Here is a 24,284-nt window from a genome sequence, read left to right on the forward strand (position 1 = left end):
ATAAAGTTTCATTGTTAAAGTGAAAATATTGTTGTTGCTCCTTTTTACAGACCCTTTTTCCCTTCAATCCAATAGGCCTGGGATTTTATACACTTGGGAGAAACACCTCTGGCTTTAAGGAACTTCCTGATTAAAGACATTCTTCCTCCGTTTCCGGTAAGGTAGAACACGGCATCATCATTGTAAATGGCTTCTTTTTCTTCTCTCAGAAAGTCATTCAAAGCTTCGATCATTCTCATGGTATTGTTTTTAGGACTGTGATAGCCATATAAATTGAGTTTCTCAAGAGCGGAACATTCTTCCAGTTCATGAAGACAAATGAATGAAGAACCACATTCCTCCACAGCTTCTTTGAGGGAAAGAGAACTTCCCAAAGACGTTTCATCTCCCACAGAAAAATGAATTTTTGCATCAGGAGCAAAGAACTGTTTTCCTCTGGGCATTAAAAGTTTTACAGAATCTCCTTGAGTCAATTGGGTTACAAAATGGCTTCCGGCGGCAGAAATGTCATGCAGGTGAAATAAAATATCAAAAGTTCCTGCTTCCCTGTTGAAATTATAAGGAGAATAATTCCGGAAATCCCGGTCGTTAATTCTTATTCCTATGGCGTAGGCAGGTTCATAGGGAACTTCCTGTAAATCTGTTTCAAAACGTATACGGCAAAGGTCTTCCGTAATTTTTTCTATATGCGTAACAGTACATTCTTTAAATTTTGAGGACCAAACATTTTCTACTGTGTCATTGATCCATTTTGGTAGGCTTGGCATAAATCATTTTTATTGCAAAGGACGTTGCAAAATCAGAAAATACCGATAGCTGTTTCGGGGAATTAATTGGACTATTCGTGGTTTGTGTTATTGGTGTTGATTTCTGAATTCTGACGGAGATTGATCTTCCAGTTTGGAGAATAAACGGCTGAAGTAGGTGTGATCACTGTAGCCCAGCTCATAGGCTACTTCTTTTACGCTCAGATGAGTAAAGACCAGTAGTCTTTTCGCTTCAATTAAAATTTCCTGATGAATCCAGTGTTGTGCGGGTTTTCCTGTTACTTCACGAACCGCTTCGGTTAAATATCCTCTTGTAATATTTAAAATTTCTGCATATTCTGATGGACTTTTCAGGGTTTTAAAATCTCTTCGAACTAAACCTCTGAAGGCTCTTGACAGTTGCACAGATCGGCTTTCACCGGAAGCCTGAGACCTGTTTTTCTGGGAATACAGCAAAGCAAACATCCCAAGAAATGCATTCAGTAATGACTGAACCACCAGGAATCCCTCCTTAGATGAAAGCATCTCGTTGGTATAGGAAGTATGAAGGATACCGGCTGTAGTATTGAGTTTTTTAACCAGGTTTTTATCCAGAGCCAGCGGTTGAATTTCCCCCAGAGATTCATCAAAAAAAGTACGTACTGCATCAGGAACAAGCTCTGCTTTTACCGCGACAAACCATCCACAGACATCTTTCATTAAAAGTCCCTGATGTACCTGTCCAGGTAATACACAGAAAAGAGTGGAATCTTTGGCTTCAATCGTTTTAAAATCCACCATCATTCTTACATGTCCGCTTTCCATACAGGTAAAAATATAGTGACTGTCCCGGTGTATTCCTTTGTCCAAAAGAATATCCTCAGCTTCCTGAGTACTTTTATCCATTCTTTTGACATGGAACTGATGATGGGAAATACCGTTTAAATCATAAGTGGGAATGGTCTGTTTCATCTTTAAACCTGTTGTGATGAGGATAATACGCAATGGTAAAATTACGTATTTTCACGGTTTTATACCCCGAATATTAATCTCAAATTCGCGGTGCATAACCATGATGCTTTCTTCAAGTCAGATTTTATATGAATATACAACAGAATTCGGAACAGAAAGAAACCTGTTCCGGATTTTATTTTGCTTTAGAAAATGCCATTTTTATCGCCAGATAAGTCAGTACGCTGGCCATAAACCATTTCTGGACTTTTATCCAGACCGGATTATTGGAAAAGAATAAGGAAACTCTTGCAGCAGTTAATACAATGATAAAATTAATGCTGAAGCTGATCAGAACCTGAATAACACCAAGCTCCAGGCTTTGTGTGAATACGGAACCATACTCAGGTTTGATGAACTGAGGGAAGAAAGACAGGTAAAAGACTGCCACTTTTGGATTCAGGACATTCGTTAAAAAACCAATGGTAAAAAGCTTTTTGGGACTGTCATGAGAACTGCTTTTATCAACATCAAAAATATTCCTGCCGTTGGGTTTGATCGCCTGATAGGCAAGATATAAAAGGTACAACGTTCCCGCTGCCTTAAGAACGGTATAAGCGAATGGTACGGCCAGTAAAACAGCGGTCAGACCAAAAGAAACCATGATGATATGGAATAAAAATCCGCATACTACTCCGGCTAATGAGATAAAACCAGACTTTTTCCCCTGTGTTATAGACTTCGAAATGAGGTAAATCATATTGGGACCGGGGCTGATCACTAAGATGAGTGCAGCCAGAATGAAAAATATAAGCTCGTGAAATGGAATCATACGGTGGTATTTATTTAAATGAGGTGTTTTCTGATGCAAAGATAGGAGGTGTTTCTCATTTAATTTTATGAAAAAAAGAAGAAATAGTCATTTTAACTTCATTATATTTTATTTTCCACTTGAATGTGATTTAAAAATAAATAGCAGTCTGTTTTTTTTGTAAATTTCAACACATAAAATAATTATCATTCACAAATAAATATTATCATGACTACTGAAAACATCTTTAAAGCCATCAGAAAATGGAAAAATCTTATTGATTCTTATAAAAACGGAATTGATACAAATGGTAAAGAAATTTTGAATTATTTGAATCAGGGAACCCACTTCAGTGTTTCAGGGGAAGAGATTGAACAATGGAAAAGAAATCTTGAAACCGCAGAACTGAAAATGATTCATGCTTATGTAGGGATTCATGAAGATCAGCTGAAATTTTTCCTGATTGATTCTAAAAGCGATAAAGATGCCAATTTCAGTACAATCATTACTAAAGATTTTTTACTTGAGTTCAATGAATCAAAAATAGAAAGCAGTAACGATATTGCAGTAAATGTTCCTCCAATCACATCAGAATCTGCTATTAACCGTAGTTTCCGATGGAATATGTTTAGTACGTCATGGCTGAAGGCTCAGAAAAAAGAAGATATCTTTCAGCTTATTTCCATTCCGTTTTCAGATTATGAAAAAATGGGAATTGCAGGCGGACAGACGTGTGCCAGTTTCTTTGGACTTACTGATGATTTAGAAAAAAAGGATACTGATTTTCCTTATCATATCGAAATTATTACCATGAAAAGTCTGGCGATTGATCATATGAGTGAAACCGCAGAAAATTATTCTACTCCAAGACCTCCTTTTACCATTATTGATACTCTTAATGATTATCAACTTTTGAAGGTAAGCACCAGTGTTTTCGTATAACAGTTTATCCCTGTACTTACAGATCATTATTAACCTGGTCTTATGTACAGGGCTGATTCTATTGATAAAAGAAAGGGGAAAAACGAAACTTCCTGTGATCATACTTCTTTCAGGAGAATTCATGCTGGAACTGACAGATTTGGCCGGAAGGCTGATGAAGTTAAATACTTTCAATACCTACAATTATACATTAAGCCAGTTTTTTGGTTTGATGATTCTTACGGTGATCTATAGCAATTATTATATCCAGCTTTCCCGTGAGCTGAGATGGATGATCTATTGTTATGCAATATTGGTGTTACTTACGAATGTGTTGTATGTACAAGGAGATACACAGATTACTTTTTATTCCAATATTATCACCAGTATTATTATTTGTAGTTATGCCTCCTCTTATTTTATGAAGATCATAAGGGAAGGTAGGACAGATAGGGATATGTTTATCGTTAATATCATTGTTTTCTTGTTTTTTTCTATCGAATGTCTCATATCTACTACCTATAATTTTTTAATCAGCAACCATCTGAACTGGGTAGCTCCAATCTGGCTTTTCAGAGGTTTCCTGCTATTGTTTTTTTATATTGCTTTTATTAATCTGGGATGTGGCGTTGGGAAAATCAGGATCAGATAGTTGTATGGATATGGATCGGAATTGGACTATTTTTTTTAACAACATTATTCATTACATTATTGGTTATTAGTTATTTAAATAGTATTAAAAAAAATAAACAGAAGGTTTCCCGAATGGTTCGGAATACAAAAAATGAATATTGGGAGAGTATGCTGCTTTTACAGGAACAGGACAGGGAACGTCTGGCAGAAGAACTTCATGATAATATTATTTCACAGTTGAATCTTATCCGTTTAAACCTTAATGATAAAAAACCGGAAGAGCTTAATCGTGATTTAAAAAAATCTATGCAGCTGATACGCGAATTATCCCATAATCTTACCCCGCCTGATCTTGATGAGATTGAGCTGGAGGATTTAATTGCCGATTATCTTGATCAGGTCAATAAAAGCATAGAAGTCATTTTCCGGCATATTACGATAAGTACACCCATCAGTAATCCTGTAAAACTGAATCTTTTCAGAATCCTGCAGGAACTGATAACCAATATTTTAAAACATGCTGAAGCTACGAGAGTAGAGGTGTCCTTAAGAATCTCTCAGAATTATCTGATATTAACCATAGAAGATAACGGGCGCGGATTTATCATAGAAACCCATTCCGGAGGTATTGGTCTGAGGAATATTCAGTCAAGAGCACAAAAAATTAAAGCAATCTATAAACTTAAGACAGAACCCCAAAAAGGAACAAAATTTATAGCCTGTATGGCCATACAATAAAAAATAAACATGGAACATTCAAAAATTAAAATCGGAATTGTAGATGACGATCTGCTGTTTGTACAGCTTTTAAAAAATTATATTGAAAATAATGGTGACTACCAGGTTGTAATGACAGCTACAGGTGGACATCAGTTTCTCATACAGCAAAATTCCGGAACTATAGATATCCTGATTCTGGATCTGAGGATGACAAACGGTGACGGTCTGGAAGTAATGGCTGAACTCACCAAAAGAGAATCGGAAATAAAAATTATCGTTCTTTCCAGCTTCTACCGCCGCTCATTCATGGGACAAATGTTGAAAATGGGAGCCCATGCTTTTTTGCCTAAAGAAATTGAATTAGAAGAATTATTGGCTGTCATCAAAACCGTTCACCACACAGGACATTATTTTTCCAATGATCAAATTGATGTCATGAGAACTCAGCTTTCCAATAAACTCCCGGAATTTCATGCGTTTTCCAGGAATGAACTCACCGAAAGAGAAATAGATGTTCTGCGATTGGTTTGCCAGCAGCTCAGCACCAAGGAAATTGCTGATTCTCTTTTTATTTCTCCAAAAACCGTAGAAACGCATAAAACCAACCTGATGATCAAAACAGGCGTAAAAAATATGGCAGGACTGGTTATTTATGCCGTACAAAATAAGGTGATAGATCCTGATGAAATTGTGTTATTCGACAAGTAGTCTGTATCCAAAAAGAATCAGGGAGTACATGATGTACTCCCTGATCACAAGAAATCTAAAAACACACTATAATTTAGGATTCAATACTTTAGCAATAGAAACTGCATCTGCTACAGTGTCCAGGCTATAGATCTGCAAAATACCCTGAGTAGTGGCTGCCTGACCTAAAATATTTTGCTGGTTTTGTGCATTCACTGCATTTTCAAACATAATTCCTGTAGAATGTGCAGCTGATTGATATACGTTACTTAAAGCCATTGCAGGAGATTCTGCTACTACTTTTACGTTCGATTGCGTTACTGCGTCTGTGATTTGTTCGTTTACTGGCATAATGATTATTGTTTATTGGGGTTAAAAGTACCGGATTTTCCGGCTGTTTTGATAATAGTTTTAAAAGAGGTCCGCAAATGGATTATGGATTAAGGATTTTAGCCATAGAAACCGCATCAGCTATGGTATCCAGACTGTAGATCTGTGCAATACCTTGTGTAGTAGCTGCCTGGGTAACAATGTTCTGCTGGTTTTGTGCACTCACAGCGTTTTCAAACATAATTCCTGTAGAATGTGCTGCGGTCTGATATACGTTGCTTAAAGCTACTGCAGGAGATTCTGCAACTACCTTTACGTTCGACTGTGTTACTGCGTCTGTGATTTGTTCGTTTACTGGCATAATGATTATTGTTTAGTTGAGGTTAAAAACAACCGGATTTTCCGGTTGTTCGGATAATGAAATGTAAGCTGTTCGAAAAAATGGATTACGGATTAAGGATTTTAGCCATTGAAACCGCATCTGCAATCGTATCCAGGCTGTAGATCTGAGTGATTCCCTGAGTAGTAGCTGCCTGGGTAACAATATTTTGTTGGTTTTGGGTATTTACTGCATTCTCAAACATGATTCCTGTAGAATGTGCAGCAGATTGATATACGTTGGCCAAAGCCATTGCTGGAGATTCTGCTACTACTTTTACGTTTGATTGCGTTACTGCGTCTGTGATTTTTTCGTTTACTGGCATAATGATTATTGTTTATTGGGTTAAAATAACCGGCTGTTCCGGCTTTATAGAATTGTTTTAATTAAGGTTTAAGAATTTTAGCAATAGAAATGGCATCAGCTATCGTATCCTTCGTGTAGATCTGGGAGATCCCCTGCGTAGTAGCTGCCTGCGTTACGATGTTATGCTGGTTTTGAGCGGTCATCGCATTTTCAAACATGATTCCTGTAGAATGTGCAGCAGATTGGTAAACGTTGGCTAAAGCCATTGCAGGAGATTCTGCTACTACCTTTACGTTCGACTGCGTTACTGCATCTGTGATTTGTTCATTAACTGGCATAATGATTATAGTTTATTAGGTTAAAAAACGACCGGATTTTCCGGCTGGGATGATTACTTTTTTCGAAAAAGTTAAAAACTACGGCTTAAGAATCTTTGCAATAGAAACAGCATCTGCTACCGTGTCCAGGCTATAGATCTGCAGAATACCCTGAGTAGTAGCTGCCTGACCTAAAATATTCTGTTGGTTCTGTGCGTTTACTGCATTTTCAAACATAATTCCTGTAGAATGTGCAGCAGATTGGTACACGTTGGCTAAAGCCATTGCAGGAGATTCTCCTACTACTTTCACGTTAGATTGCGTTACTGCGTCTGTGATTTGTTCATTAACTGGCATAATTGTAATTGTTTTTTGTTGAGATCTGATCTCGGTTAATAATTATTTGAGGTAAACTAGTTTACTATTTGAGTTTTAAACTCACCACAGATCTTCAGATGAATACATTTCAAAGACATTGGTATAGACAGGTGATAGTTATGAATATTTAAATCTGAAGGGTGGCTCTGAATACAATGATTGAAAACCTCTCTGTAAAATCTGCGCGAGTTTAAAGCCTGTTTTTTCTGATAAAAGGATGCGGTCTTTATTTTTAATATCTGTCTTAAAAATAAATTTCTACTGCGGCTATGCTGACAATGCTGGATTCCTTTGGGCTAAAGATGGATTCTGAATGATTGTTTTGTACATTGGCAGCATCTGAAAGGCGGTGCAGGATAAATGTTGACCTGATTGTATATATTGAAGGCACCAGCTTTCATCTTTGCAGGAAACAGACCGCATCTGTAGTGATAAAACTGAAATTAGAAACGTTCTTTTCTCAATATCTCCAGTTCCTTTATTTTACTGTTTTTCGGACTCATTTTTTTTAAGCCCATGACATAGTTGCTCATGGCAGTCATATTATTTCGCTGCTGGTTCAAGGCAGAATTGATCTGCATTGCACCCGTAGAATGTGCACTTACCTGTGTGGTGATCGCCTGAGGTACAGCGGTAGACATTCCTGTAATCATTGCATCGATTTCGTTCATAATAATAGTGGATTTTGGGGGTTCTATGGTCGGATGTTTCCAAATCTGGCATTCAGTTTATTCATCCGGTCCATTATTTTAAGTTCTTTCTCCTTTACCTTTGCTGTAGAGGCCTCCTGAAGCTTTTTTAGCTGTTCTTCATAATTCATCACAGGAGTATCCGGTGGATCTGGTGTGACAGCCTGAACCTGGGCAGATTCCTGTTGTTTAACGGCTTCTTCAAGCTTTTCCAGCAGAGGAGCCAATGACTTCATCGTCTCTTTGATGGCTTTATCCCTGATATAATTGATGATTTCTTCTTCATGTCTTAAAACAAAAGGCATGATTTCTTTTTCCACAACTTCAGGTTCCGATACAGGAATCGGAGGTTTATAGGCGGGAGCTTTCTTTCTGGTTCTTCTGCGCATACATATTGCTTTAAATGTTGCAAAAATTACTACAGCAGATAATTAATAAATGCAGACGCAGCCTTCCAGTCACGGTTGATTTCTTTCAATACATTATACCCTGTAATTTCCAATGCTACACATGCTGCAATAGTACTGGCAGATAACATTTCTTTCAGCTGGTGTGGAGGAAGTGTAAGGATATAATCATCCGGAATGATAAGAGATTTACCGGGTGGAGGCGTTTCGTTCACAACAATACTCAGGATTTCCTGGAAATAATGAGCAATCAGCTTGGAGGCCTGAAATTCCAGTTCCCTTTTTAAGGCTATTGTTTCCTCCTGGGTAGCCAGGTCAGAAATAGCAGCCACATCTACATCATGTACTGAATATTGTGCTTCACCTGTATCAGATGGAGTGATCGTAATATCTGCTTTAAGGATGCATTTTGATTTTTCAAGATTGACCGTTAGAAGTTTTGAATCATAATCAGGAACAGCAATGTCGCTTAAGGTGGTAAGAGGCATAATTCTGACATTACAATAAAACACCTTTGGATCATCCAGTTTGACCATGATCACGGCAATTCCCGTTGATTTATCTATAGGTTCCACCACAAAACACTGAAACTGATTGTATCTTTTACTATTTCTGTTGAGGCAGTTGACCAGTCTTACAGAAGGTTGTATATTAATATTGGATGTTTGAAGATTAAATACAAAACGCTCTGCATTGTTTTCTGTCCTTTTGGCATCTGCACTTTTGGTATCAAAATAATCATTATCATGGTCTTTGACCAGGTAAAGTCGTTCATTTAAATCGTTTAAACTTTCTAGATTTAAAATTTTTGCGGGTTTAGTTACTGAGGAATAATTCATCTCTTATTTATTTTAATTTTTTCAATGATTTGGTTGATGATTGTTTTTTTCTTTGGCTTATCTTCAGGCTCTACTGAAGGAATTACTGCTTCTTTAATCTCTGGTTTTACAAGTGGCTGTGTCAGTTTTACTGACTTTAATACTAATTTTCCCCCATGATCAGCCGTGATAAAGCTTTTTCTCATACCTTCCTTTTCTGATGAGACTTCTTCCGAAACCGGATCTACTCGTTTTTTTTTTCAGAATCTTCAATCTCAGGGGAAACTTCCGTATAAGATGGGGGAGAAGGAAGTACTTCTGAGACTGGAATGGTATTCACATTATAAATAGTATTGGAAATTTTAGCCTTTACTTCAGCATATTCACTTACCATTTTGAATAAGTCCTTCATCATTTCATTACCTTTTCCTGCATCTTGGCCCTGAAGATTCTCAGCCATCTGAACGGAGGTTTCTTTACTTCCGGGAGCAGGCCCGAAAGTGGTTCCATACGTCAGTAAATTATTGGCCAGTCTGCTTAATGCAATCAAACCTACCTGTTCGAATCCTTTTAAAAAAGACTGTAAATCCTGAACCATCATTCCTGTAGACTGTTCTATCATTACTTTCGTTACTCCGGTCATTGGAGAAGCCTTAGGGGGAGCCAATACCTCACTGTTCACAAATACTACAGCTTTCTCCGCCGGAGTGGTAGCATTTGCTGCCTGGGATTGTTGGGTTTCACTGTTGTTTTCACTCATGATTGTAAGGTTTTAGATTATCCTTTTAAAATTTTAATGGCATCTGCAACAATCGCTGGGTTGAGCTGGTTCAAGTTCTGCTGATTCGTTACAGAATTCTGAATGGAAATTCCACTGGCATGGGTGGCCATCTGGTAAAGCATACTCATAGCCTGTGCGGGAGACTCACCAAGTACCGTAACATTCGTCTGTGTTACTGCATCTGTAGTCTGGGTGTTTACTGTATCTGCCATATTCTGGGTTTATTGGGTTACTATTGTTTTATGTTCAAGTATCTTTTTTCAAAGACTTTTCTTTCAACTCAACCTTTTTTTATTTTCCGGTTAAGCCTTCACTATGAGATTGTTGATCTCTTTTGTCTGATACAAATTTCATCAAACTCAATAAATCTTCATTAAGGGAAAAAACGGAATTTTAAAAAATAAGGGAATTCTCCTATGAGTGAAATTTTTTAAAAATGGATTGTATTTAAGAAATAGCAAAAACAGAAATAATCTATCTTAAAAGCCAGAAGCTGGAAGAATGAAGCCGGAAGTTACTATCCGGACAATTACTTCTTTAAGGGTTTATTGAACAATGAAATTTTATAAAGTTGAATAAAAAAGAGGAAGCTCTTCAATTACGTTTATGAACTTCCTATCCCAGCCTCCAGCTTCCTCTCTGCTTCATGAAAATACATATGAATACATAAATACATCACCTGTGAATACGGGTAAACCCTTAGTTTTTGAAAATGGGTAGATCCCCTCTATAACGGCAGCAGGTTTACTTTGAAATTTGTCTGATAACCTATTCTAACATTTAAAATCATAATATGAATAATCAGAACAACGAAGAACCGGAAGTGAGACCTCCCTTTATAATAGTACAGCCGGGATATGCCACCGGAGATATGTTTGCCATTGCTGCAACATTGATTAATGATGAAAGATACCACGTATTGCTATCTACAACAATGGATGAATTTGAGAATGTAAATGATCCGTATGATAACAGCAAATCGATCAGAGAATTCTACAGGAATTCCGGAATAAGTGAAGACAGGATACATACTCATAGAGTTCCGGAAGTGAGAAGTCCCGGGTTGGCAAGTGAGCTGAAAAAAGAAGTAATAAACCTTTTAATACATTATCCTAATATTTCAAAAGGAGAAATAATCAGAAACTACTATAAACCTGTAGGGGAAGGAACCCAGTATATTGCGCAAAACTTTTCTGATGAGATGAGAAATAATCTGAGAAATGTCTGGGACATCAACGGAAGCCAGGATAATGCGATAGAAATATGGCTGCAAACGCAGGGGATCCCCACAAGCGGGAAAAATTTACTGATTTTATGGTCCCGTTTCAGCGGAAAAGGAGGTGATATTCACATAGAACATGATACCAGCTATTGGGGAATCAAGCAGATTGTACATAGAGTGGCAGATATGTATGATGCCATTATTATTACCGGAGATAAGGGATACATAAAAGAAAGAGCAAAGAAATACGATGAAACAGCAGAGGAGATTAATAGATATTATGGCCCCAAAAAAGTATTCAATATTACAGAATTTTGGAAAGGAAACTCTTCCGAACTGAAAGCATGGGGAGGAAACACCCGTTTAGGCCAGTTTAAGTTGTATGATTATTTTCAGAGACATTTTCAAAATGTAAAACATCTTGGCTTCAGAAGCGGGAATCTTGAAGTGATGGCCATGCTGGGATATCAGGTTCGGTATATGGAAGAAAAAGGAAGTGAAAGCGGAGGCAGAATGACCATTTGGTTTAATAGGAGAGACGGTGAAACAGAAAAAGGAGGTAAAGCTACCGGATATGAAAGGCTTTTATTGGGTGAGCCTCCTACAAGATCCGGTAAATTTATTCAAAATCAAATCCAGGAAATAAACACAGAGATCAGGGGAAGGAAACAACCATTTGAAGATCATATTGAAAGATTAAAAGAAAGCGGGGAAAATCCGCAAAGTCAGACTATCAAAAACCTTGAAAAAAAGATAAAAGAAATAGATGATGAAGGCGATGCGAGAAAGAAAAAGTATGCCGGATCCGACCTGTCTCCCTATCGCAAAGATCAAAAGCTTCCCGAGCCTATTCTGAAAGAAGAAAAAAGCAACTACTCAGAAGGCTTTAATACTGATGATATGGATATTATTCTGAGATATCTGCAGCCCTTAGACTGGGTAGAAAGAGAAACAGGATACGAACGTAATATCCCGCAGCGAAAGAAAAGCTACGAAAAACTCCTGGAAAGTTCCGAAAAGATTGATTAAAATAAATATACCCTGCTCCAAAAAAACGGCATTCTGAATAGCTTCAGAATGCCGTTTCTTGTTTAAATTAAATACAAGAAATAGCGGATGTTCAATCTGAAACTGCTGGAAGCTGTTTTCTCTTTCGCCAGAAGAAATAAGCAACAATAGCTGTAGCAATAGGCAGAGCAATACCAAACTCATCAATATAATAATTGGTATTTCCCGTATCTACCGTAAGCGGTGTGAAAATAGACTGTATAAAAAGATTGTGGCTGGCATGTAAAATAACACCTGTCCATAAACTTCCGGATTTTAACCGTAACCAGGTGAAAATGAAACAGGCTGCAAATATCATCACCGTAAAACATAAAAAAGCCAGCCATTTGGGGCCGCCCGTATTATAATTGGAAAAAAGCAGCAGAGGATAATGATAGACAGACCATATCACACCCATCCAAAGAGAAGTCGCAGTATAAGAATTCATTTTGGCCAATTGAGGAGTCAGAAGACCGCGCCAGCCTATTTCTTCCCCTAATGCAGATCCTACCGAACGTACCATACCAAAGCTGCTCATCAGAATAATATACAGGATGATCGTCATGCCATCAGAAAGATTCCAGCCCATTCCTTTGCCAATTTCTGCTACAAATTCATGATTATAGAAACCGCCGGCTCCACTGATCCAGATGATGAGGTAAGGAACTAAACTGTAAAGAACAGGAATACAATAAGCCATGATCTGGTATTTCGTAAGTCCCCATTTCCAGCCCAGAGAAGAAATCGGGATATTTCGGATACGGCAGGTAAGAAATGCAGCAATAGCGGGACACCACATTACAATAGTAGCATAAGATATAATGCCGCCGCCAAGTTTTCCGGTACGGATACACATATAATAAACCGGGAGACAGAAAAGTAAGGTAAGAATCAGGTAAGTAGCAATATTCTTCCTGATTTCGGATTTGGATATTGTATTTTCCATAAACTGATCTGGTGTTGATGTTTATAAATGATTGAAAAATAGAAGGTTATTTTTAAATAAAAATACATTTATTTTTTATACGAATACCAATTTTTAGCATTAGCCTTCGTAAAGAAAATAGTTTCTGTTTTTTTAATAAGGGAAAGCTGTAAATTAGCCAAAATAATTTTTTTCGAATACTCTAAAAGATGTCCAAGCTAAAAGCCATAAGAGAACAAAAAAACCTGACGCAGGAGGAGCTGTCAGAAAAATCAAAGATTTCTGTAAGAACCATTCAAAGGATAGAATCTGGAACAGAACCTAAAGGACATACGCTGAGAGCCCTTGCACAGACTTTGGAAATAGACGAATCTTTATTATTGCAGGAAGAAGCTGTCATTTTCCCGGAAAATAATGAGGTAACAACAGAAGCTGCAGAAGAATCTGAAACAATCAATTATTCTTTGGTTAAAATGATCAATCTCTCCTCCTTATTATTTGTAATTGTACCCCCATTAAATGTTCTGGCTCCTTTTCTGCTGATGTTTTTCATGAAGCAGAGAAACACTCTTACTAAACAGATTATTTCGTTGCAGATGTTTTGGACTGCTATGGCGCCCATTGTATTTATGCTCGGTATCTTTTTAAAGCTCGGAAAAGAGTTTACCCTTATTCTGATGATCCTTATTGTATTATCCAACGTATTGATGATCCTCCGGAATGCTGCTGAGATTGATCGTAAAAAGAAACTATATTTCAATCTGAAATTCAGTATGTTATAATTTGTGTCGTGACTTTGTCGGGTTTTTGTCGGGTTCATTTTTATTTAAAAAACGAAATGAAATTGAATCTTTGTCAAAAAAATAACAATGACAAAGCCTACTCAGTTTTTCCTTTCTTTTTGCACCCTATTCTTTAGCATACACCAGGCGCAACTTAAAAATACAGATTCCCTTTATAAAACCATTATGTCGAAAGACAGCCTGTTTTTTTCAGCAGGCTACAATACCTGCAACATAAAGAAGATGGAAAATCTGTTAAGCGATACGTTTGAATTTTATCACGATAAAGGCGGTTTTGAAGACCGGAAAAAATTCATCATTGATTTTAAAAACGGATTATGCAAATCTCCCGAAACGTATCAGCTAAAAAGAGTTCTGGTGGAGAAAAGTACTGAAATTTATCCCATGTATAAAGATGGAAAAATATATGCTGCTATTCAGAATGGAGATCATCTGTTTCACGAAAACACCGGAAATCACGTTGAAAAATTAGTTGGAGAAGCAAAGTTTACCCACCTCTGGATGCTGGAAAATGATGAATGGAAACTTAAAAATTCATTGAGTTTTAATCACCATCCGAAGCAGACTACAGATAGTGAAACCCTATTTGATAACGATCGTTCCATGGAAAGCTGGCTGAAAGAAAATAATATTCCTGCGCTGGGATTAGGAATTATTGAAGGAGGAAAACTTCAGCAGGTAAAAGTTTTTGGAGATTATAAAAAAGGAATGCCGGCTCCCCGTAATGCCTATTTTAATGTAGCATCTCTTACCAAACCTGTCACAGCAATGGTCACTTTACGTCTGATAAGTTCAGGACAATGGAAACTGGACGAACCCTTAGATACTTATTGGACAGATCCTGATATTGCCATAGATCCGAGGCATAAAAAACTCACCACCAGAATGATCCTGACCCATCAGACCGGTTTTCCCAACTGGAGATGGATGAATACAGATAAAAAACTGAATTTTCAATTTGATCCTGGCACAAAATACCAATACTCAGGAGAAGGTTTTGAATACCTTCGGAAAGCATTAGAAAAGAAGTTTGGGAAATCGCTGGAACAGCTTGCCGGAGAATTGATTTTTAAACCCCTCAAAATGAGTGATACAAGCTACATCTGGGATCAAAGCATGGATGAATCAAGATTTGTAACAGGATACAATGAAAAAGGAGAAGCTTACCCCATAGAAAAAATTAAAATGGCTAATGCTGCCGATGATCTCCATACTACAGTAGAAGATTACGGGAATTTTATGGCCAGTGTCATGAAAAAGAAAAATCTGAAGCCAGAGGTTTTTCAGGAAATGATCAAAAAACAGGTAAAAACAAAAGAGGACAAGTATTTCGGATTAGGTTTTGAAATATATGACCTTGGAAATGGGGATTATGCATTGGCTCACGGCGGGACGGATCATGGCACCCATTGTATTGCTATTGTACTGCCTAATTCAGGTAAAGGGATTGTGATATTTACCAATGTTGATGACGGTTACAAAGTATATGAAAAACTGGTTGTCCACTATCTGGGAGAACAGGGTAAGAAGATTGTGGACATAGAAACCAGATAACTGCTTCTACAATGAAAATCTTTGTATATTTAGAGTATCAATCTGAAAATAAATGCAATAGATGAATATTTGTTTCCGGAATGCAGTACTATGAACAGAAATAAAACGAAAGGTATGTGGCAATATTATTTTATCCTTGGAGCAGGAGTGATTCTGTTTGTTGCAGCATTGCTGAGCCTCAAAAGCACACTCTTATTCTTAAAGAAAGCCGAAAAGGCAACGGCAACCGTTACCTCACTTCGGGAATTTGAATCGGATGGAGTAGTATTCAGCCCTCTCTTTACCTTCCGTACCCAAAATAATATTGAATATACCTATGAACTGCCTGAAGGAACCAATCCTTCAGCGTGGTCGGTAGGGGAAACGGAGACGGTTATCTATGATCCGGATGATCCTTCTTCGGTAGAATTATATACGTATTTCAGAATTTTTGCCTGGCCATTAATCCTGATCTCAATAGCACTGCCATTATTGGTGGTAGGAGCCGGATATTTTATCGCAGCTCAGTTTTTAAAATAACCTGCTTTTTTATATTGTTATTTTACTTTTTCCAGAAGATATAATTTAGCTCCGGAAAATGCTAATTTAGGCATCAGATTGCCTTCCAGAACCATCGTTTTATTGTTCACATCAATAACGGAAATATAGTTGTTGGAATTGTATTCTATATAATTCTCCTTTTCCTTCGTTGAAGGATTTTTTCCAAATTCCATAGAATATTTCACCCAATCCTCATCCTGCGTACTGCAATGTACCGGTTTGAATTTAGATTTTTTAGCCTTGAAAACAATCTGGTCAAAACCTTCCGTACATTCTGAGGTAAATGAGCCGTCAGGATTCTGATCTTTCGAAAAGTCTTCAAAAGAACCACGGTATACACCTACTACTTTCCAGGTGCCATCCACGCGGTCTTCGTCTATTTTTCCTTTCGCTTTGCTTACCGCCCAGCTGATTCCGTTTACGGTTCCTTTTACCGCTTTATAGCTTAAGCTTACCGCTCCGGATACTACTTTTGTAGCCGTTCTTACCACACATGAATGGAGAACAAATACAACCGAAGCCAGCAATATTATTTTCTTCATTTTGTCAAATTTTGTCAATTTTTTTCAGATACGAAGATAGGTTTTTTGGAAAAACTGATGGATTTCAAAAGACTTTTCCTGCTGTTTTTTAATAAAAATGAGATATATTCCTGATTCAAGCTATCCGGATCATCAATGGAAATTTAGTTTCCATCAAAATAATGGGTAAGATCAGATATACTTTTGATATGAAGCTCTTCAGCCTGCTTTCTCCGCATCATCAGAGCATAAGCATTGTTAAACCCAAGTGGTTTCAGCCATTGAATTCCATATTGTTTTTCAAACTCGGTATTCACATATTCATAGGTTGCAGCGGGAATTTTGGACACATTGCTGATGGTCTCTGTGGAAGGTTTTAAAAGCACCAGAAGCCCTGTTCCCGTATATTCAGGATAGAAATCTATGGCATCATTCATTAAAGCATCAAAACATATTTTTGTTCCCCCTAAACCTGTTTTGGTTTCCACTTTATAATCTGTATACCCTTCAATAAGCAGTGTATACATTTCTGCGAGAATATATTGTTCCCCAAAGATTTTTGAGCCAATCCTGACGATTCCTGCATTACCTTTCCGGGGACTTTTATACAGATGATTTCTGATGAGAAATTCCTTTGCAATCTTTTCCGGAGTTTGATGGAGATGATCAGCTCTGTAATTCAGATCCGTCATGATAGAATCATTGAACTTTCCAGCCAGTAGGTTTAAGGTGTTTTCCAATTCCGGAAATTTTTTCAGAGTCTTGGTCTTGATGATGGGAGCAGCATAATAAGGCGGAAATATTTTTTTATCATCATTCAGGACATACAGATCATACGCTTTGATTCTTCCGTCTGTAGAATATCCGCTGATCAGATCCAGTTCATTCTCATAAGCAGCCTTATACATTATCGCATCACTTACCACAAGGGGATTCACATTCAGTCCATATACCGAGCGAAGCCCGATATCACCATCTTGTCTTCCCATAAATTCCGGTGTAAAACCAGCCTTAATCGTCCGGTGTGACACAAAAGTCAGAAGATATCCTATTCCCAGAATAATAAAGATAACAGGAAGAATATATTTCAGCTTTTGCAAGAACCGGTAACCTGATTTCTGGATCATGGCAATAACCTGGTCCAGAAAAACAGCCAATAATGCTGCCGGAATGGCTCCGGCAAGAATCATATTCGTATTGTTGAGTGAAATTCCTCCAAAGATAAACTCTCCTAAACCACCTGCTGCCACAAATGATGCCAGAGTAGCCACTCCTACATTAATTACAGCAGCGGTTCTGATACCGGCAATGATAACCGGCATGGCCAAAGGAAGTTTTACCTTAAAAAGAAGTTGGTTTCTGTTCATTCCCATAGCCTTGGCTGCCTCAATCACAGCCGGATCTACGCCCATAATTCCAGTGTAGGTATTCCGGATAATGGGAAGAAGAGCATAGATCAATAAAGCAGCAATGGCCGGCTTCGGACCAATCCCGAAAACAGGAATCATAAATCCAAGCAAGGCAATACTCGGAATGGTCTGTAAAATACCTGCGGTACCCAGCACCGGGCTGGAAAGTTTCTTTTTTCTTGAAATCAGGATACCTAATGGCACTCCAACAATGATGGCCAGAAGCAAAGACAAAAAGGTAAGCCCAAGATGCTGAATGATCTGGGTAGTAAGCTTTTCGTGCTGTTCCGCAATAAATTGCCAAAGACTCTGTTGCTGTGTCATACCATCTGTGATTTTCTATACTGATTAAACGCTCTGATCACTTGTTCATATACTTCAGCGTTTTGATGATCGGAACTCAACTGCTGTAAAATATCCCACACACTTGTACTGCCCGTACCATTTGGTCTGTGGTATACATTTTCTGGTGTAAGAAAAGGACTGATGTGGTGTAATGATGTTACTTTATACTCTAATAAAAGACGGTTTTTGGCAAAAAAATCACGCACAAAGTCATTTTCAGGGTGGTAAAGCATTTCTCCGGGAGTACCGGTCTGTATAATTTTTCCCTGATCCATCAGGCATATCCGGTGGCCCAGCTCAAAGGCCTCCTGTACATCATGGGTAACCAATATGATAGTTTTACTTTTAAGTTCTTCCAGCGATTTAAATTCCGAATGAATGTCAGCCTTAGTAATGGTATCAAGCGCTCCAAAAGGTTCGTCCATCAGCAAAACGGGATTATCTGCAATCAATGCTCTTGCAATACCCACACGCTGCTGTTGTCCGCCGCTCAACTCGTGGGGAAATCGGGAAAGTATCTCTTCGGAAAGGTGGAGTTTGGCCAAAAGCTCATCCGTTTTTCTTTCTGTCTTCTTTTTGTCCCATTTCAACAGCTCAGGAACCACCGCAATATTCTGCTGAATGGTATAATGGGGAAATAACCCCGAATGCTGCATGACAAAACCAATTCCCATTCTCAGTTCCTCAGCTTTCTGATCACGGATATTTTTGCCATCTATAAAAATATTTCCGGAATCTGCTTCTATGAGACGGTTGATCATCTTAAGTGTGGTTGTTTTCCCGCACCCGCTGGTTCCCAAAAGAACAAGGATTTCCTGATCAAATGCCTGAAAAGAAATTTGATCTACTGCTTTTTTTCCGTTAAAACTTTTTGAAATTGATTCTACTGTGATCATCGGTAAAAAATTACTGGGCAAGTCTGATTCCTGTGAACTGCCATTTTAAATTAGGCTGAAAAAAATTGCGGTAGGTATTTCTGCTGTGTCCCGGAGGTGTGGCTTCCGAAGCTCCTCTTAAAACCATTTGATTGATCATGAACTTTCCGTTATATTCACCTACTGCTCCTGCTTCTTTCTTAAAATGAGGGTAGGGCAGATAAGCAGAATTCGTCCATTCCCAGCGTGTTCCCCAGTCAAAATAAATGGAAGCCGTTTCCCATTCTTCCTCGGTGGGCAGACGCATTCCTTTCCAGGAAGCAAAAGCAGAGGCTTCATAGAAATTAACGTGGCACAATGGAGCATCAGGGTTTATTTCCTGCAATCCGTTGAGGGTATAATACATCCATTTGTTTTCGATATAATGCCAGTACAGTGGAGATTTTGCAGCATTCTGTTTCACCCAGTCCCATCCTTCAGCATGCCAGTATCTGAAATCTTCATATCCGCCTGCTTTCATAAATTCTAAATATTCACTATTGGTGACGAGACGGTTGGCAATTTTAAAGTCTGGAAGATATACTTTATGCCTTCCTAATTCATTATCAAAGCAAAACCCTTCTCCTTTAAATCCAATTTCATAGATGCCTTCAGAAAACCTTAACATTTCCAGATCTCCGGGGTTCTTTTGTCCGGATTTTTCTTTTGTATAAGCAGGGAAAAGCGGATTATGTCCTAAAATATATTTAATGTCAGTAACTAATAGCTCCTGGTGCTGCTGCTCATGGTTAAGCCCCAGTTCCAAAAGAGGTTCAAGAGCTTCTGTCAGAAATGAGCTTTGAAGAAAAACCTCCATATGCTCATCTACATATTTTCTGTATTGATACACCTCTGAAACAGAAGGACGGCTGAGATTTCCACGGTCGGTCCGGATCACCCGTGCCCCGATAGTTTCATAGTAGCTGTTGAAAACAAAATTATATTGGGGATCAAAAACCTTGTAATCCGGGAAATGTGGGGAAAGAATGAAGGTTTCAAAAAACCAGGTGGTATGACCAAGATGCCATTTCGGGGGGCTTACATCTACAATCGGCTGTACTACATAATCTTCGATTTCCAGCGGAGCACAGATTTCTTCAGAACGTCTGCGGATGTCCTTATACTTTTTAGTAAAATCTTTTGTGGTGATCTCTGGTGTCATGTCTTTTAGTTTTTAATGATTGATGTTCAATGAAAGAAGTCTATTTTATTTCACTTTTACATAGGCGTGGTGTGTATCCTCTTTTTTTATTTGACCTGCCAGACTGAATCTACAAACCATTTTTTAGAATCGTTGATAGTTCCTGCGATGGCAAATCCTGATTGTTGGGCTAAATCCATGATTTTTTCAGAAGAAAATTTTTGCGAAATCTCCATATCAATCCATTCGTTTTCTTCAAAAGAAATCCTTATATTGTCAATAGTCACTTCCTGGCTGATAAGGCTTATCAGAAAACTTCTGCAGGCTCCGCTAACCGGATCATAGGTCTGGTAATGCTGAAATTGTTTCAGATCAAAATTACCGCCCAGTTCATTGTTGATGCGGGTAAGAAGATTAAGGTTAAAAGAAGCGGTAATTCCTTCTTTGTCATTATAAGCTTCCAGAATAATGTGTGGATTTTTCATTAAGTCAAATCCTATCAATACACGATCTTTCGGAGATAAATTTTTATTCAGATGCAGACAGAAACCTTCAGCCTCTTCCAGAGTCATATTCCCGATATTACTTCCTAAAAATAGAACAACTTTTCTCCTGTCCGATAAGGAAGCTGCTTTTTGAAGCATTTCAAAATAATCTCCTTCCAGACAGGTTATTTTAATTTCCGGAAACTGGCTGCTCAGTTTTTGATGAAGTATGGAAAGAATATTTCCTGAGATATCAATCGGCATGTAAGTAAAGTTAATCCCTTTCCGGATCAGCTGTTCAAGTAAATAGGTGGATTTCATGGCGTCTCCTGCACCCAATTCAATCAGATCAAAAGGTTCGTCTCCGGGAATAAGCAGATCAATAAGTTCATCTGTTTTATTTTTGAAAATATCCAGCTCACAACGGGTCAGATAATAGGAAGGCATGGCCATGATTTTCTGAAAAAGATGATCGCCGATCTTATCGTAAAAATATTTTGAAGATAATTTTTTAGGAGTATTGCTAAGGCCGTTCAAAATATCTGAACGGAATTGATCAACAGCATTCTTTGCAGTCTTAGATTGCGGGTCTAACTGTACATTCATAAGTCTTATTTTGTGTGATTTGTAGATTATTGCAATTATCCTGCCTTTACAACATGAATTCTTTGAATATATCTAATTAAATATAAACAATTTTACTTTTAATAGAATGATTATCATGATGTTTTTACCAGATGTGGTACTTTTTTATCCATCAGGAATCCTTTCTTTTGAAAATAAAACCAATGAAGAAGAGCAGGGAAGCTGTCTGGTTTACCGCCTGAAAATCAGTTTTCGCCGTTCAATATGACCTGTTCAACATATTTACCCTTATTTTGAGCGCTGCTTTACCCTAATTTTACCCTCATAAAACATCACTATTATGAATACTACATTGAACTTCAGTAAAAAAGTACAGGCCATTTTATCCTTGGTCATTTTTATAGGAATGGGATTATTATCTCTTAAAGCACAGACTTACACGAATGGCGACAAAGATCTGGAAAACACTGCTGTAAGAACTGCTTTCCAGAATACAAAGAAAATCAGAGCCGGGCTGCTGGATGTAGGCTATGCAGAAGTAGGGCCTGAAAACGGAAAACCTGTGATCCTTCTTCACGGATGGCCTTATGATATCCATAGTTTTGAACAGTCTTCGGCTATTCTTGCTGAAAAAGGGTACCGCGTTTTAGTGCCTTACTTAAGAGGCTACGGAACCACTACCTTTGTGTCTCCGGATACCAAACGCAACGGCCAGCAGAGCGCAGTTGCACTGGATATCATTGCTTTTATGGATGCCCTGAAAATTGATAAAGCCATCATTGGCGGTTTCGACTGGGGAGCCAGAACTGCTGATATCATTGCAGCCCTGTGGCCTGAACGCTGTTCCGGACTGGTAGCTGTAAGCGGATATTTAATAGGAAGTCCAAAAGCAAATGAAAAGCCTTTACCTCCAAATGCTGAACTTTTATGGTGGTATCAGTATTATTTTTCTACCGAAAGAGGGTTTAAAGGATATAAAGCCAACACTGCGGCATTTAATAAACTGATATGGAAAACAGCTTCACCAAAATGGGCTTTTGATGATACTACTTATGAACGCTCTGCCCAGGCATTCAATAACCCTGATCATGTTGATATTGTGATTCACAATTACCGCTGGCGTCTGGGATTGGCGAAAGGTGAAAAACAATATGATGCGCTTGAAGCCAGACTGGCAAAATCTCCTTCTATAACAGTTCCCACCGTTACCCTGGAAGGTGATGCCAACGGAGCTGCGTTTCCTGCACCGGAAAGTTATGCCTCCAGATTTACAGGCAAATATGCACACCATACCCTAACAGGCGGAATTGGTCACAATCTACCACAGGAAGCTCCGAAAGCATTTGCAGAGGCTATCATAGAAGTAGATTCCATGTCATCATCCCAATAAAAAATTACAGAATTTCAAGAATAGCAACCCTTTTATTGGTCAGCTGATATGAATTTTCGTTCGTATTCTCAACAAAACAAAACCACTACTCAATAGCAGTGGTTTTTTAATTTTATCTGATTGTTAATTATCCTTCAGGGTTTTCCTGGATCTTCAGTTTATTGACCAGAGGGTTTGCATACATCGCCAGGAAATACTCCTTAGAAACAGGATCTGACGGATCAATACGCATTTCAAGTCTGCGGGCAAATAACTGTTTTTCCTGTTCCGTATATTCGGAAGCATAGGTATGGGTGTTGTGAAGCAGGTCGTAAGCGATATACTTGGTAGGCCAAAGCTTATAATTGCTGATGATAGAACGGTCAATTACCTGTGCAATAGCCTGCAGTTGTTTATTTTTATTGTCAATGGTAGCTGCAATTTCATCCAGTTCTCTATCTAATACCTCACCTGCGTGAATATGGATGCGTTTCTTTTGCCCCAGAATTCCGCTGATGATATTGGTAAAATCTTCATTTTTCCCTTTAATATATTCCTCATCTCTGTGCTGTGCCAGCAGTTGAGGCATCTTTAACGAATCTGTAGGATCGTACTCATAGGAAATGGAAACCGGAACGATCTTTAATGTTTTAAAATAATCTTTCAGAGACTGGTCTTCGGAAGCCATAGCAAGCATTTTCAAAACTCCCTGCTGGGTGGAATCGTTACCGTTTTTGGTACGGCCTTCACGCTGTGCAATCCATACAGAACGGTTTTCCTGAGACAGCTGTTCTTTAATATACTCAGACATGGTTTGTGAACTTGTTAGCTGTTCACGAAGTGGCAGACCTCTTTGTACCAGAAAATTTCGGTTCAGTTTAGCCAGTACATTTAAGAACTTTTTGCGAACAAGATTATCACCGATTGCTGAAGCAGTCATCACATAACCGCCTTCCAGCAATACGAGATTAAGCAATGAAGTATCCAGAACGATATCTCTGTGGTTCGAGATGAAAAGGTAAGGGGTATTCTTATCCAGCTTATCAAAGCCTGAAGTCGTTAAGCCGTCAGAACTTTTTGCAAGGATCTGGCGAACGGCATAGGCTACAAACTGATGTTGAAAATCACTGATAGAATGAATATTCTTAAACTGTTCCAGCCAAACCTGCTCATCCGTATCAGGAAAAGTGAAATTCATGAAGGCTTTCATCATCGGATCACGGGCTATACTCTGTAATCTCTCATTTACTTCCTGATCATTGAAATACCGGATTTCATCAAACTTAGACATGCGGTTGGGTAAAAATTAAAACTTTTTGCAAAAGAACGAAAATTTATTGGGGCATGGGGTATAATGGGTGTTAAAGTATTATGAAGGGCGTAGGAGTTCCGGAAAACGTTCGTCTATTATAAAGCAGTCAGTATACGTATTCACCTTGTCATTCCGTAGGAACCCAGGCTGCCACTTTAATCTGCAGTAGAAATGTGAGAGGAACAAGCTTGGTTTGTTGTAATGATAAACATTCATCTGGTTTTAACCCAAACATCAA

31 protein-coding genes are annotated in these 24,284 nt (G+C 38.2%); 10 read left to right on the plus strand and 21 right to left on the minus strand.

From position 1 onward, the window contains the following. Positions 1-44 precede the first annotated feature (44 nt). The 3 genes from JOE44_RS24290 to JOE44_RS24300 form a co-directional block, all read right to left on the minus strand. The gene (locus JOE44_RS24290) at positions 45-767 is read right to left on the minus strand and encodes a siderophore-interacting protein (RefSeq protein ID WP_105680930.1); all 723 of its coding nucleotides are present in this window, start codon (positions 765-767) and stop codon (positions 45-47) included. Between the two features lie 87 nt (positions 768-854). Continuing rightward, on the minus strand, positions 855-1,718 hold the full coding sequence (locus JOE44_RS24295) for a helix-turn-helix domain-containing protein (RefSeq protein WP_209788630.1): 864 nt from the start codon (positions 1,716-1,718) through the stop codon (positions 855-857). A gap of 175 nt (positions 1,719-1,893) precedes the next feature. Further along, positions 1,894-2,529 (minus strand): LysE family translocator, encoded by a 636-nt coding sequence (locus tag JOE44_RS24300; protein ID WP_209788633.1) that lies wholly within the window; start codon positions 2,527-2,529, stop codon positions 1,894-1,896. Positions 2,530-2,736: 207 nt separating this feature from the next. On the opposite strand from JOE44_RS24300, the gene JOE44_RS24305 reads away from it, so the two are divergent. The 4 genes from JOE44_RS24305 to JOE44_RS24320 all read left to right on the plus strand — a co-directional run bounded on the left by JOE44_RS24305 (position 2,737) and on the right by JOE44_RS24320 (position 5,490). Continuing rightward, positions 2,737-3,450, plus strand: coding sequence for a hypothetical protein (locus JOE44_RS24305; RefSeq protein WP_209788635.1), 714 nt, complete (start codon positions 2,737-2,739; stop codon positions 3,448-3,450). Between the two features lie 94 nt (positions 3,451-3,544). Further along, positions 3,545-4,081, plus strand: coding sequence for a hypothetical protein (locus tag JOE44_RS24310; RefSeq protein WP_123864406.1), 537 nt, complete (start codon positions 3,545-3,547; stop codon positions 4,079-4,081). 113 nt (positions 4,082-4,194) lie between these two features. Then, positions 4,195-4,800, plus strand: a complete 606-nt coding sequence (locus JOE44_RS24315; protein WP_209788637.1) for an ATP-binding protein — start codon at positions 4,195-4,197, stop codon at positions 4,798-4,800. Between the two features lie 9 nt (positions 4,801-4,809). Beyond that, the gene (locus JOE44_RS24320) at positions 4,810-5,490 is read left to right on the plus strand and encodes a response regulator transcription factor (RefSeq protein WP_209788640.1); all 681 of its coding nucleotides are present in this window, start codon (positions 4,810-4,812) and stop codon (positions 5,488-5,490) included. Between the two features lie 66 nt (positions 5,491-5,556). On the opposite strand, the gene JOE44_RS24325 is transcribed toward JOE44_RS24320, so the two are convergent. The 11 genes from JOE44_RS24325 to JOE44_RS24375 all read right to left on the minus strand — a co-directional run bounded on the left by JOE44_RS24325 (position 5,557) and on the right by JOE44_RS24375 (position 10,086). Further along, positions 5,557-5,820, minus strand: a complete 264-nt coding sequence (locus JOE44_RS24325; RefSeq protein WP_047378387.1) for a RebB family R body protein — start codon at positions 5,818-5,820, stop codon at positions 5,557-5,559. Between the two features lie 82 nt (positions 5,821-5,902). Beyond that, positions 5,903-6,160, minus strand: coding sequence for a RebB family R body protein (locus JOE44_RS24330; RefSeq protein ID WP_047421299.1), 258 nt, complete (start codon positions 6,158-6,160; stop codon positions 5,903-5,905). 85 nt (positions 6,161-6,245) lie between these two features. Next, entirely contained in the window at positions 6,246-6,503 is a 258-nt protein-coding gene (locus JOE44_RS24335) for a RebB family R body protein (protein WP_047387826.1), read from the minus strand. A 61-nt stretch (positions 6,504-6,564) separates the two neighbouring features. Then, positions 6,565-6,822, minus strand: coding sequence for a RebB family R body protein (locus tag JOE44_RS24340; protein WP_228421494.1), 258 nt, complete (start codon positions 6,820-6,822; stop codon positions 6,565-6,567). A 78-nt stretch (positions 6,823-6,900) separates the two neighbouring features. After that, positions 6,901-7,158: a RebB family R body protein gene (locus JOE44_RS24345; protein WP_047378383.1), complete on the minus strand. Its 258-nt coding sequence runs from the start codon at positions 7,156-7,158 to the stop codon at positions 6,901-6,903. Positions 7,159-7,622: 464 nt separating this feature from the next. Further along, entirely contained in the window at positions 7,623-7,850 is a 228-nt protein-coding gene (locus JOE44_RS24350) for a RebB family R body protein (RefSeq protein ID WP_209788643.1), read from the minus strand. Between the two features lie 23 nt (positions 7,851-7,873). Further along, complete coding sequence (locus tag JOE44_RS24355) at positions 7,874-8,257, minus strand: hypothetical protein (RefSeq protein ID WP_209788646.1); 384 nt, start codon at positions 8,255-8,257, stop codon at positions 7,874-7,876. A gap of 29 nt (positions 8,258-8,286) precedes the next feature. Next, positions 8,287-9,114 (minus strand): hypothetical protein, encoded by an 828-nt coding sequence (locus JOE44_RS24360; protein ID WP_209788649.1) that lies wholly within the window; start codon positions 9,112-9,114, stop codon positions 8,287-8,289. After that, positions 9,111-9,299 carry a hypothetical protein gene (locus JOE44_RS24365; protein WP_209788652.1) on the minus strand — a complete coding sequence of 63 codons (189 nt, stop codon included), beginning with the start codon at positions 9,297-9,299 and terminating at the stop codon, positions 9,111-9,113. Before JOE44_RS24365 ends, JOE44_RS24360 begins: the two co-directional genes overlap by 4 nt. 38 nt (positions 9,300-9,337) lie before the next feature. Further along, the gene (locus JOE44_RS24370) at positions 9,338-9,853 is read right to left on the minus strand and encodes a hypothetical protein (RefSeq protein ID WP_209788663.1); all 516 of its coding nucleotides are present in this window, start codon (positions 9,851-9,853) and stop codon (positions 9,338-9,340) included. A gap of 17 nt (positions 9,854-9,870) precedes the next feature. Further along, positions 9,871-10,086 carry a RebB family R body protein gene (locus JOE44_RS24375; RefSeq protein ID WP_047433885.1) on the minus strand — a complete coding sequence of 72 codons (216 nt, stop codon included), beginning with the start codon at positions 10,084-10,086 and terminating at the stop codon, positions 9,871-9,873. A gap of 581 nt (positions 10,087-10,667) precedes the next feature. Here JOE44_RS24375 and JOE44_RS24380 point away from each other — a divergent pair. Continuing rightward, positions 10,668-12,125 (plus strand): hypothetical protein, encoded by a 1,458-nt coding sequence (locus JOE44_RS24380; protein ID WP_209788666.1) that lies wholly within the window; start codon positions 10,668-10,670, stop codon positions 12,123-12,125. A 91-nt stretch (positions 12,126-12,216) separates the two neighbouring features. On the opposite strand, the gene JOE44_RS24385 is transcribed toward JOE44_RS24380, so the two are convergent. Further along, positions 12,217-13,089 (minus strand): type II CAAX endopeptidase family protein, encoded by an 873-nt coding sequence (locus tag JOE44_RS24385; protein ID WP_209788669.1) that lies wholly within the window; start codon positions 13,087-13,089, stop codon positions 12,217-12,219. Between the two features lie 188 nt (positions 13,090-13,277). On the opposite strand from JOE44_RS24385, the gene JOE44_RS24390 reads away from it, so the two are divergent. The 3 genes from JOE44_RS24390 to JOE44_RS24400 all read left to right on the plus strand — a co-directional run bounded on the left by JOE44_RS24390 (position 13,278) and on the right by JOE44_RS24400 (position 15,944). Then, positions 13,278-13,850: a helix-turn-helix domain-containing protein gene (locus JOE44_RS24390; protein ID WP_209788671.1), complete on the plus strand. Its 573-nt coding sequence runs from the start codon at positions 13,278-13,280 to the stop codon at positions 13,848-13,850. Between the two features lie 87 nt (positions 13,851-13,937). Continuing rightward, positions 13,938-15,425 (plus strand): serine hydrolase, encoded by a 1,488-nt coding sequence (locus JOE44_RS24395; RefSeq protein ID WP_209788674.1) that lies wholly within the window; start codon positions 13,938-13,940, stop codon positions 15,423-15,425. 90 nt (positions 15,426-15,515) lie between these two features. Further along, on the plus strand, positions 15,516-15,944 hold the full coding sequence (locus JOE44_RS24400; protein WP_209788677.1) for a DUF3592 domain-containing protein: 429 nt from the start codon (positions 15,516-15,518) through the stop codon (positions 15,942-15,944). 17 nt (positions 15,945-15,961) lie between these two features. On the opposite strand, the gene JOE44_RS24405 is transcribed toward JOE44_RS24400, so the two are convergent. The 5 genes from JOE44_RS24405 to JOE44_RS24425 all read right to left on the minus strand — a co-directional run bounded on the left by JOE44_RS24405 (position 15,962) and on the right by JOE44_RS24425 (position 21,386). Next, a complete protein-coding gene (locus JOE44_RS24405; protein ID WP_209788680.1) occupies positions 15,962-16,507 on the minus strand; it encodes a hypothetical protein in 546 nt (181 codons plus the stop codon). A 143-nt stretch (positions 16,508-16,650) separates the two neighbouring features. Continuing rightward, positions 16,651-18,219, minus strand: coding sequence for a glycine betaine ABC transporter substrate-binding protein (locus tag JOE44_RS24410; protein ID WP_209788683.1), 1,569 nt, complete (start codon positions 18,217-18,219; stop codon positions 16,651-16,653). After that, positions 18,216-19,136, minus strand: coding sequence for an ABC transporter ATP-binding protein (locus tag JOE44_RS24415; protein WP_209788686.1), 921 nt, complete (start codon positions 19,134-19,136; stop codon positions 18,216-18,218). The genes JOE44_RS24410 and JOE44_RS24415 overlap by 4 nt, the downstream gene beginning before the upstream one ends. Before the next feature lie 10 nt (positions 19,137-19,146). After that, entirely contained in the window at positions 19,147-20,316 is a 1,170-nt protein-coding gene (gene egtB / locus JOE44_RS24420) for an ergothioneine biosynthesis protein EgtB (protein WP_209788688.1), read from the minus strand. Between the two features lie 86 nt (positions 20,317-20,402). After that, positions 20,403-21,386 carry an L-histidine N(alpha)-methyltransferase gene (locus JOE44_RS24425; RefSeq protein WP_209788690.1) on the minus strand — a complete coding sequence of 328 codons (984 nt, stop codon included), beginning with the start codon at positions 21,384-21,386 and terminating at the stop codon, positions 20,403-20,405. 115 nt (positions 21,387-21,501) lie between these two features. Here JOE44_RS24425 and JOE44_RS25320 point away from each other — a divergent pair, with 115 nt between their 5' ends. After that, complete coding sequence (locus JOE44_RS25320) at positions 21,502-21,633, plus strand: hypothetical protein (protein WP_280895496.1); 132 nt, start codon at positions 21,502-21,504, stop codon at positions 21,631-21,633. Between the two features lie 72 nt (positions 21,634-21,705). Beyond that, positions 21,706-22,755, plus strand: coding sequence for an alpha/beta hydrolase (locus JOE44_RS24430; RefSeq protein ID WP_209788693.1), 1,050 nt, complete (start codon positions 21,706-21,708; stop codon positions 22,753-22,755). Positions 22,756-22,882: 127 nt separating this feature from the next. Here the strand turns inward: JOE44_RS24430 and JOE44_RS24435 are convergent, their stop codons facing one another. Further along, positions 22,883-24,025, minus strand: coding sequence for a 1-acyl-sn-glycerol-3-phosphate acyltransferase (locus JOE44_RS24435; protein ID WP_209788696.1), 1,143 nt, complete (start codon positions 24,023-24,025; stop codon positions 22,883-22,885). Positions 24,026-24,284: the final 259 nt, after the last annotated feature.

Origin of the sequence: Chryseobacterium sp. PvR013 (genome assembly GCF_017833095.1) — a bacterium.
GTDB classification, from domain to species: domain Bacteria; phylum Bacteroidota; class Bacteroidia; order Flavobacteriales; family Weeksellaceae; genus Chryseobacterium; species Chryseobacterium culicis_A.

Coding starts and splice junctions, on each gene's coding strand:
- JOE44_RS24290 (WP_105680930.1), bottom strand. CDS start 767: ATGCCAAGCCTACCAAAATGGATCAATGACACAGTAGAAAATGTTTGG.
- JOE44_RS24295 (WP_209788630.1), bottom strand. CDS start 1,718: ATGAAACAGACCATTCCCACTTATGATTTAAACGGTATTTCCCATCAT.
- JOE44_RS24300 (WP_209788633.1), bottom strand. CDS start 2,529: ATGATTCCATTTCACGAGCTTATATTTTTCATTCTGGCTGCACTCATC.
- JOE44_RS24305 (WP_209788635.1), top strand. CDS start 2,737: ATGACTACTGAAAACATCTTTAAAGCCATCAGAAAATGGAAAAATCTT.
- JOE44_RS24315 (WP_209788637.1), top strand. CDS start 4,195: ATGGTTCGGAATACAAAAAATGAATATTGGGAGAGTATGCTGCTTTTA.
- JOE44_RS24320 (WP_209788640.1), top strand. CDS start 4,810: ATGGAACATTCAAAAATTAAAATCGGAATTGTAGATGACGATCTGCTG.
- JOE44_RS24325 (WP_047378387.1), bottom strand. CDS start 5,820: ATGCCAGTAAACGAACAAATCACAGACGCAGTAACGCAATCGAACGTA.
- JOE44_RS24330 (WP_047421299.1), bottom strand. CDS start 6,160: ATGCCAGTAAACGAACAAATCACAGACGCAGTAACACAGTCGAACGTA.
- JOE44_RS24335 (WP_047387826.1), bottom strand. CDS start 6,503: ATGCCAGTAAACGAAAAAATCACAGACGCAGTAACGCAATCAAACGTA.
- JOE44_RS24340 (WP_228421494.1), bottom strand. CDS start 6,822: ATGCCAGTTAATGAACAAATCACAGATGCAGTAACGCAGTCGAACGTA.
- JOE44_RS24345 (WP_047378383.1), bottom strand. CDS start 7,158: ATGCCAGTTAATGAACAAATCACAGACGCAGTAACGCAATCTAACGTG.
- JOE44_RS24350 (WP_209788643.1), bottom strand. CDS start 7,850: ATGAACGAAATCGATGCAATGATTACAGGAATGTCTACCGCTGTACCT.
- JOE44_RS24355 (WP_209788646.1), bottom strand. CDS start 8,257: ATGCGCAGAAGAACCAGAAAGAAAGCTCCCGCCTATAAACCTCCGATT.
- JOE44_RS24360 (WP_209788649.1), bottom strand. CDS start 9,114: ATGAATTATTCCTCAGTAACTAAACCCGCAAAAATTTTAAATCTAGAA.
- JOE44_RS24365 (WP_209788652.1), bottom strand. CDS start 9,299: ATGAGAAAAAGCTTTATCACGGCTGATCATGGGGGAAAATTAGTATTA.
- JOE44_RS24370 (WP_209788663.1), bottom strand. CDS start 9,853: ATGAGTGAAAACAACAGTGAAACCCAACAATCCCAGGCAGCAAATGCT.
- JOE44_RS24375 (WP_047433885.1), bottom strand. CDS start 10,086: ATGGCAGATACAGTAAACACCCAGACTACAGATGCAGTAACACAGACG.
- JOE44_RS24380 (WP_209788666.1), top strand. CDS start 10,668: ATGAATAATCAGAACAACGAAGAACCGGAAGTGAGACCTCCCTTTATA.
- JOE44_RS24385 (WP_209788669.1), bottom strand. CDS start 13,089: ATGGAAAATACAATATCCAAATCCGAAATCAGGAAGAATATTGCTACT.
- JOE44_RS24390 (WP_209788671.1), top strand. CDS start 13,278: ATGTCCAAGCTAAAAGCCATAAGAGAACAAAAAAACCTGACGCAGGAG.
- JOE44_RS24395 (WP_209788674.1), top strand. CDS start 13,938: ATGACAAAGCCTACTCAGTTTTTCCTTTCTTTTTGCACCCTATTCTTT.
- JOE44_RS24400 (WP_209788677.1), top strand. CDS start 15,516: ATGAACAGAAATAAAACGAAAGGTATGTGGCAATATTATTTTATCCTT.
- JOE44_RS24405 (WP_209788680.1), bottom strand. CDS start 16,507: ATGAAGAAAATAATATTGCTGGCTTCGGTTGTATTTGTTCTCCATTCA.
- JOE44_RS24410 (WP_209788683.1), bottom strand. CDS start 18,219: ATGACACAGCAACAGAGTCTTTGGCAATTTATTGCGGAACAGCACGAA.
- JOE44_RS24415 (WP_209788686.1), bottom strand. CDS start 19,136: ATGATCACAGTAGAATCAATTTCAAAAAGTTTTAACGGAAAAAAAGCA.
- egtB (WP_209788688.1), bottom strand. CDS start 20,316: ATGACACCAGAGATCACCACAAAAGATTTTACTAAAAAGTATAAGGAC.
- JOE44_RS24425 (WP_209788690.1), bottom strand. CDS start 21,386: ATGAATGTACAGTTAGACCCGCAATCTAAGACTGCAAAGAATGCTGTT.
- JOE44_RS25320 (WP_280895496.1), top strand. CDS start 21,502: ATGATGTTTTTACCAGATGTGGTACTTTTTTATCCATCAGGAATCCTT.
- JOE44_RS24430 (WP_209788693.1), top strand. CDS start 21,706: ATGAATACTACATTGAACTTCAGTAAAAAAGTACAGGCCATTTTATCC.
- JOE44_RS24435 (WP_209788696.1), bottom strand. CDS start 24,025: ATGTCTAAGTTTGATGAAATCCGGTATTTCAATGATCAGGAAGTAAAT.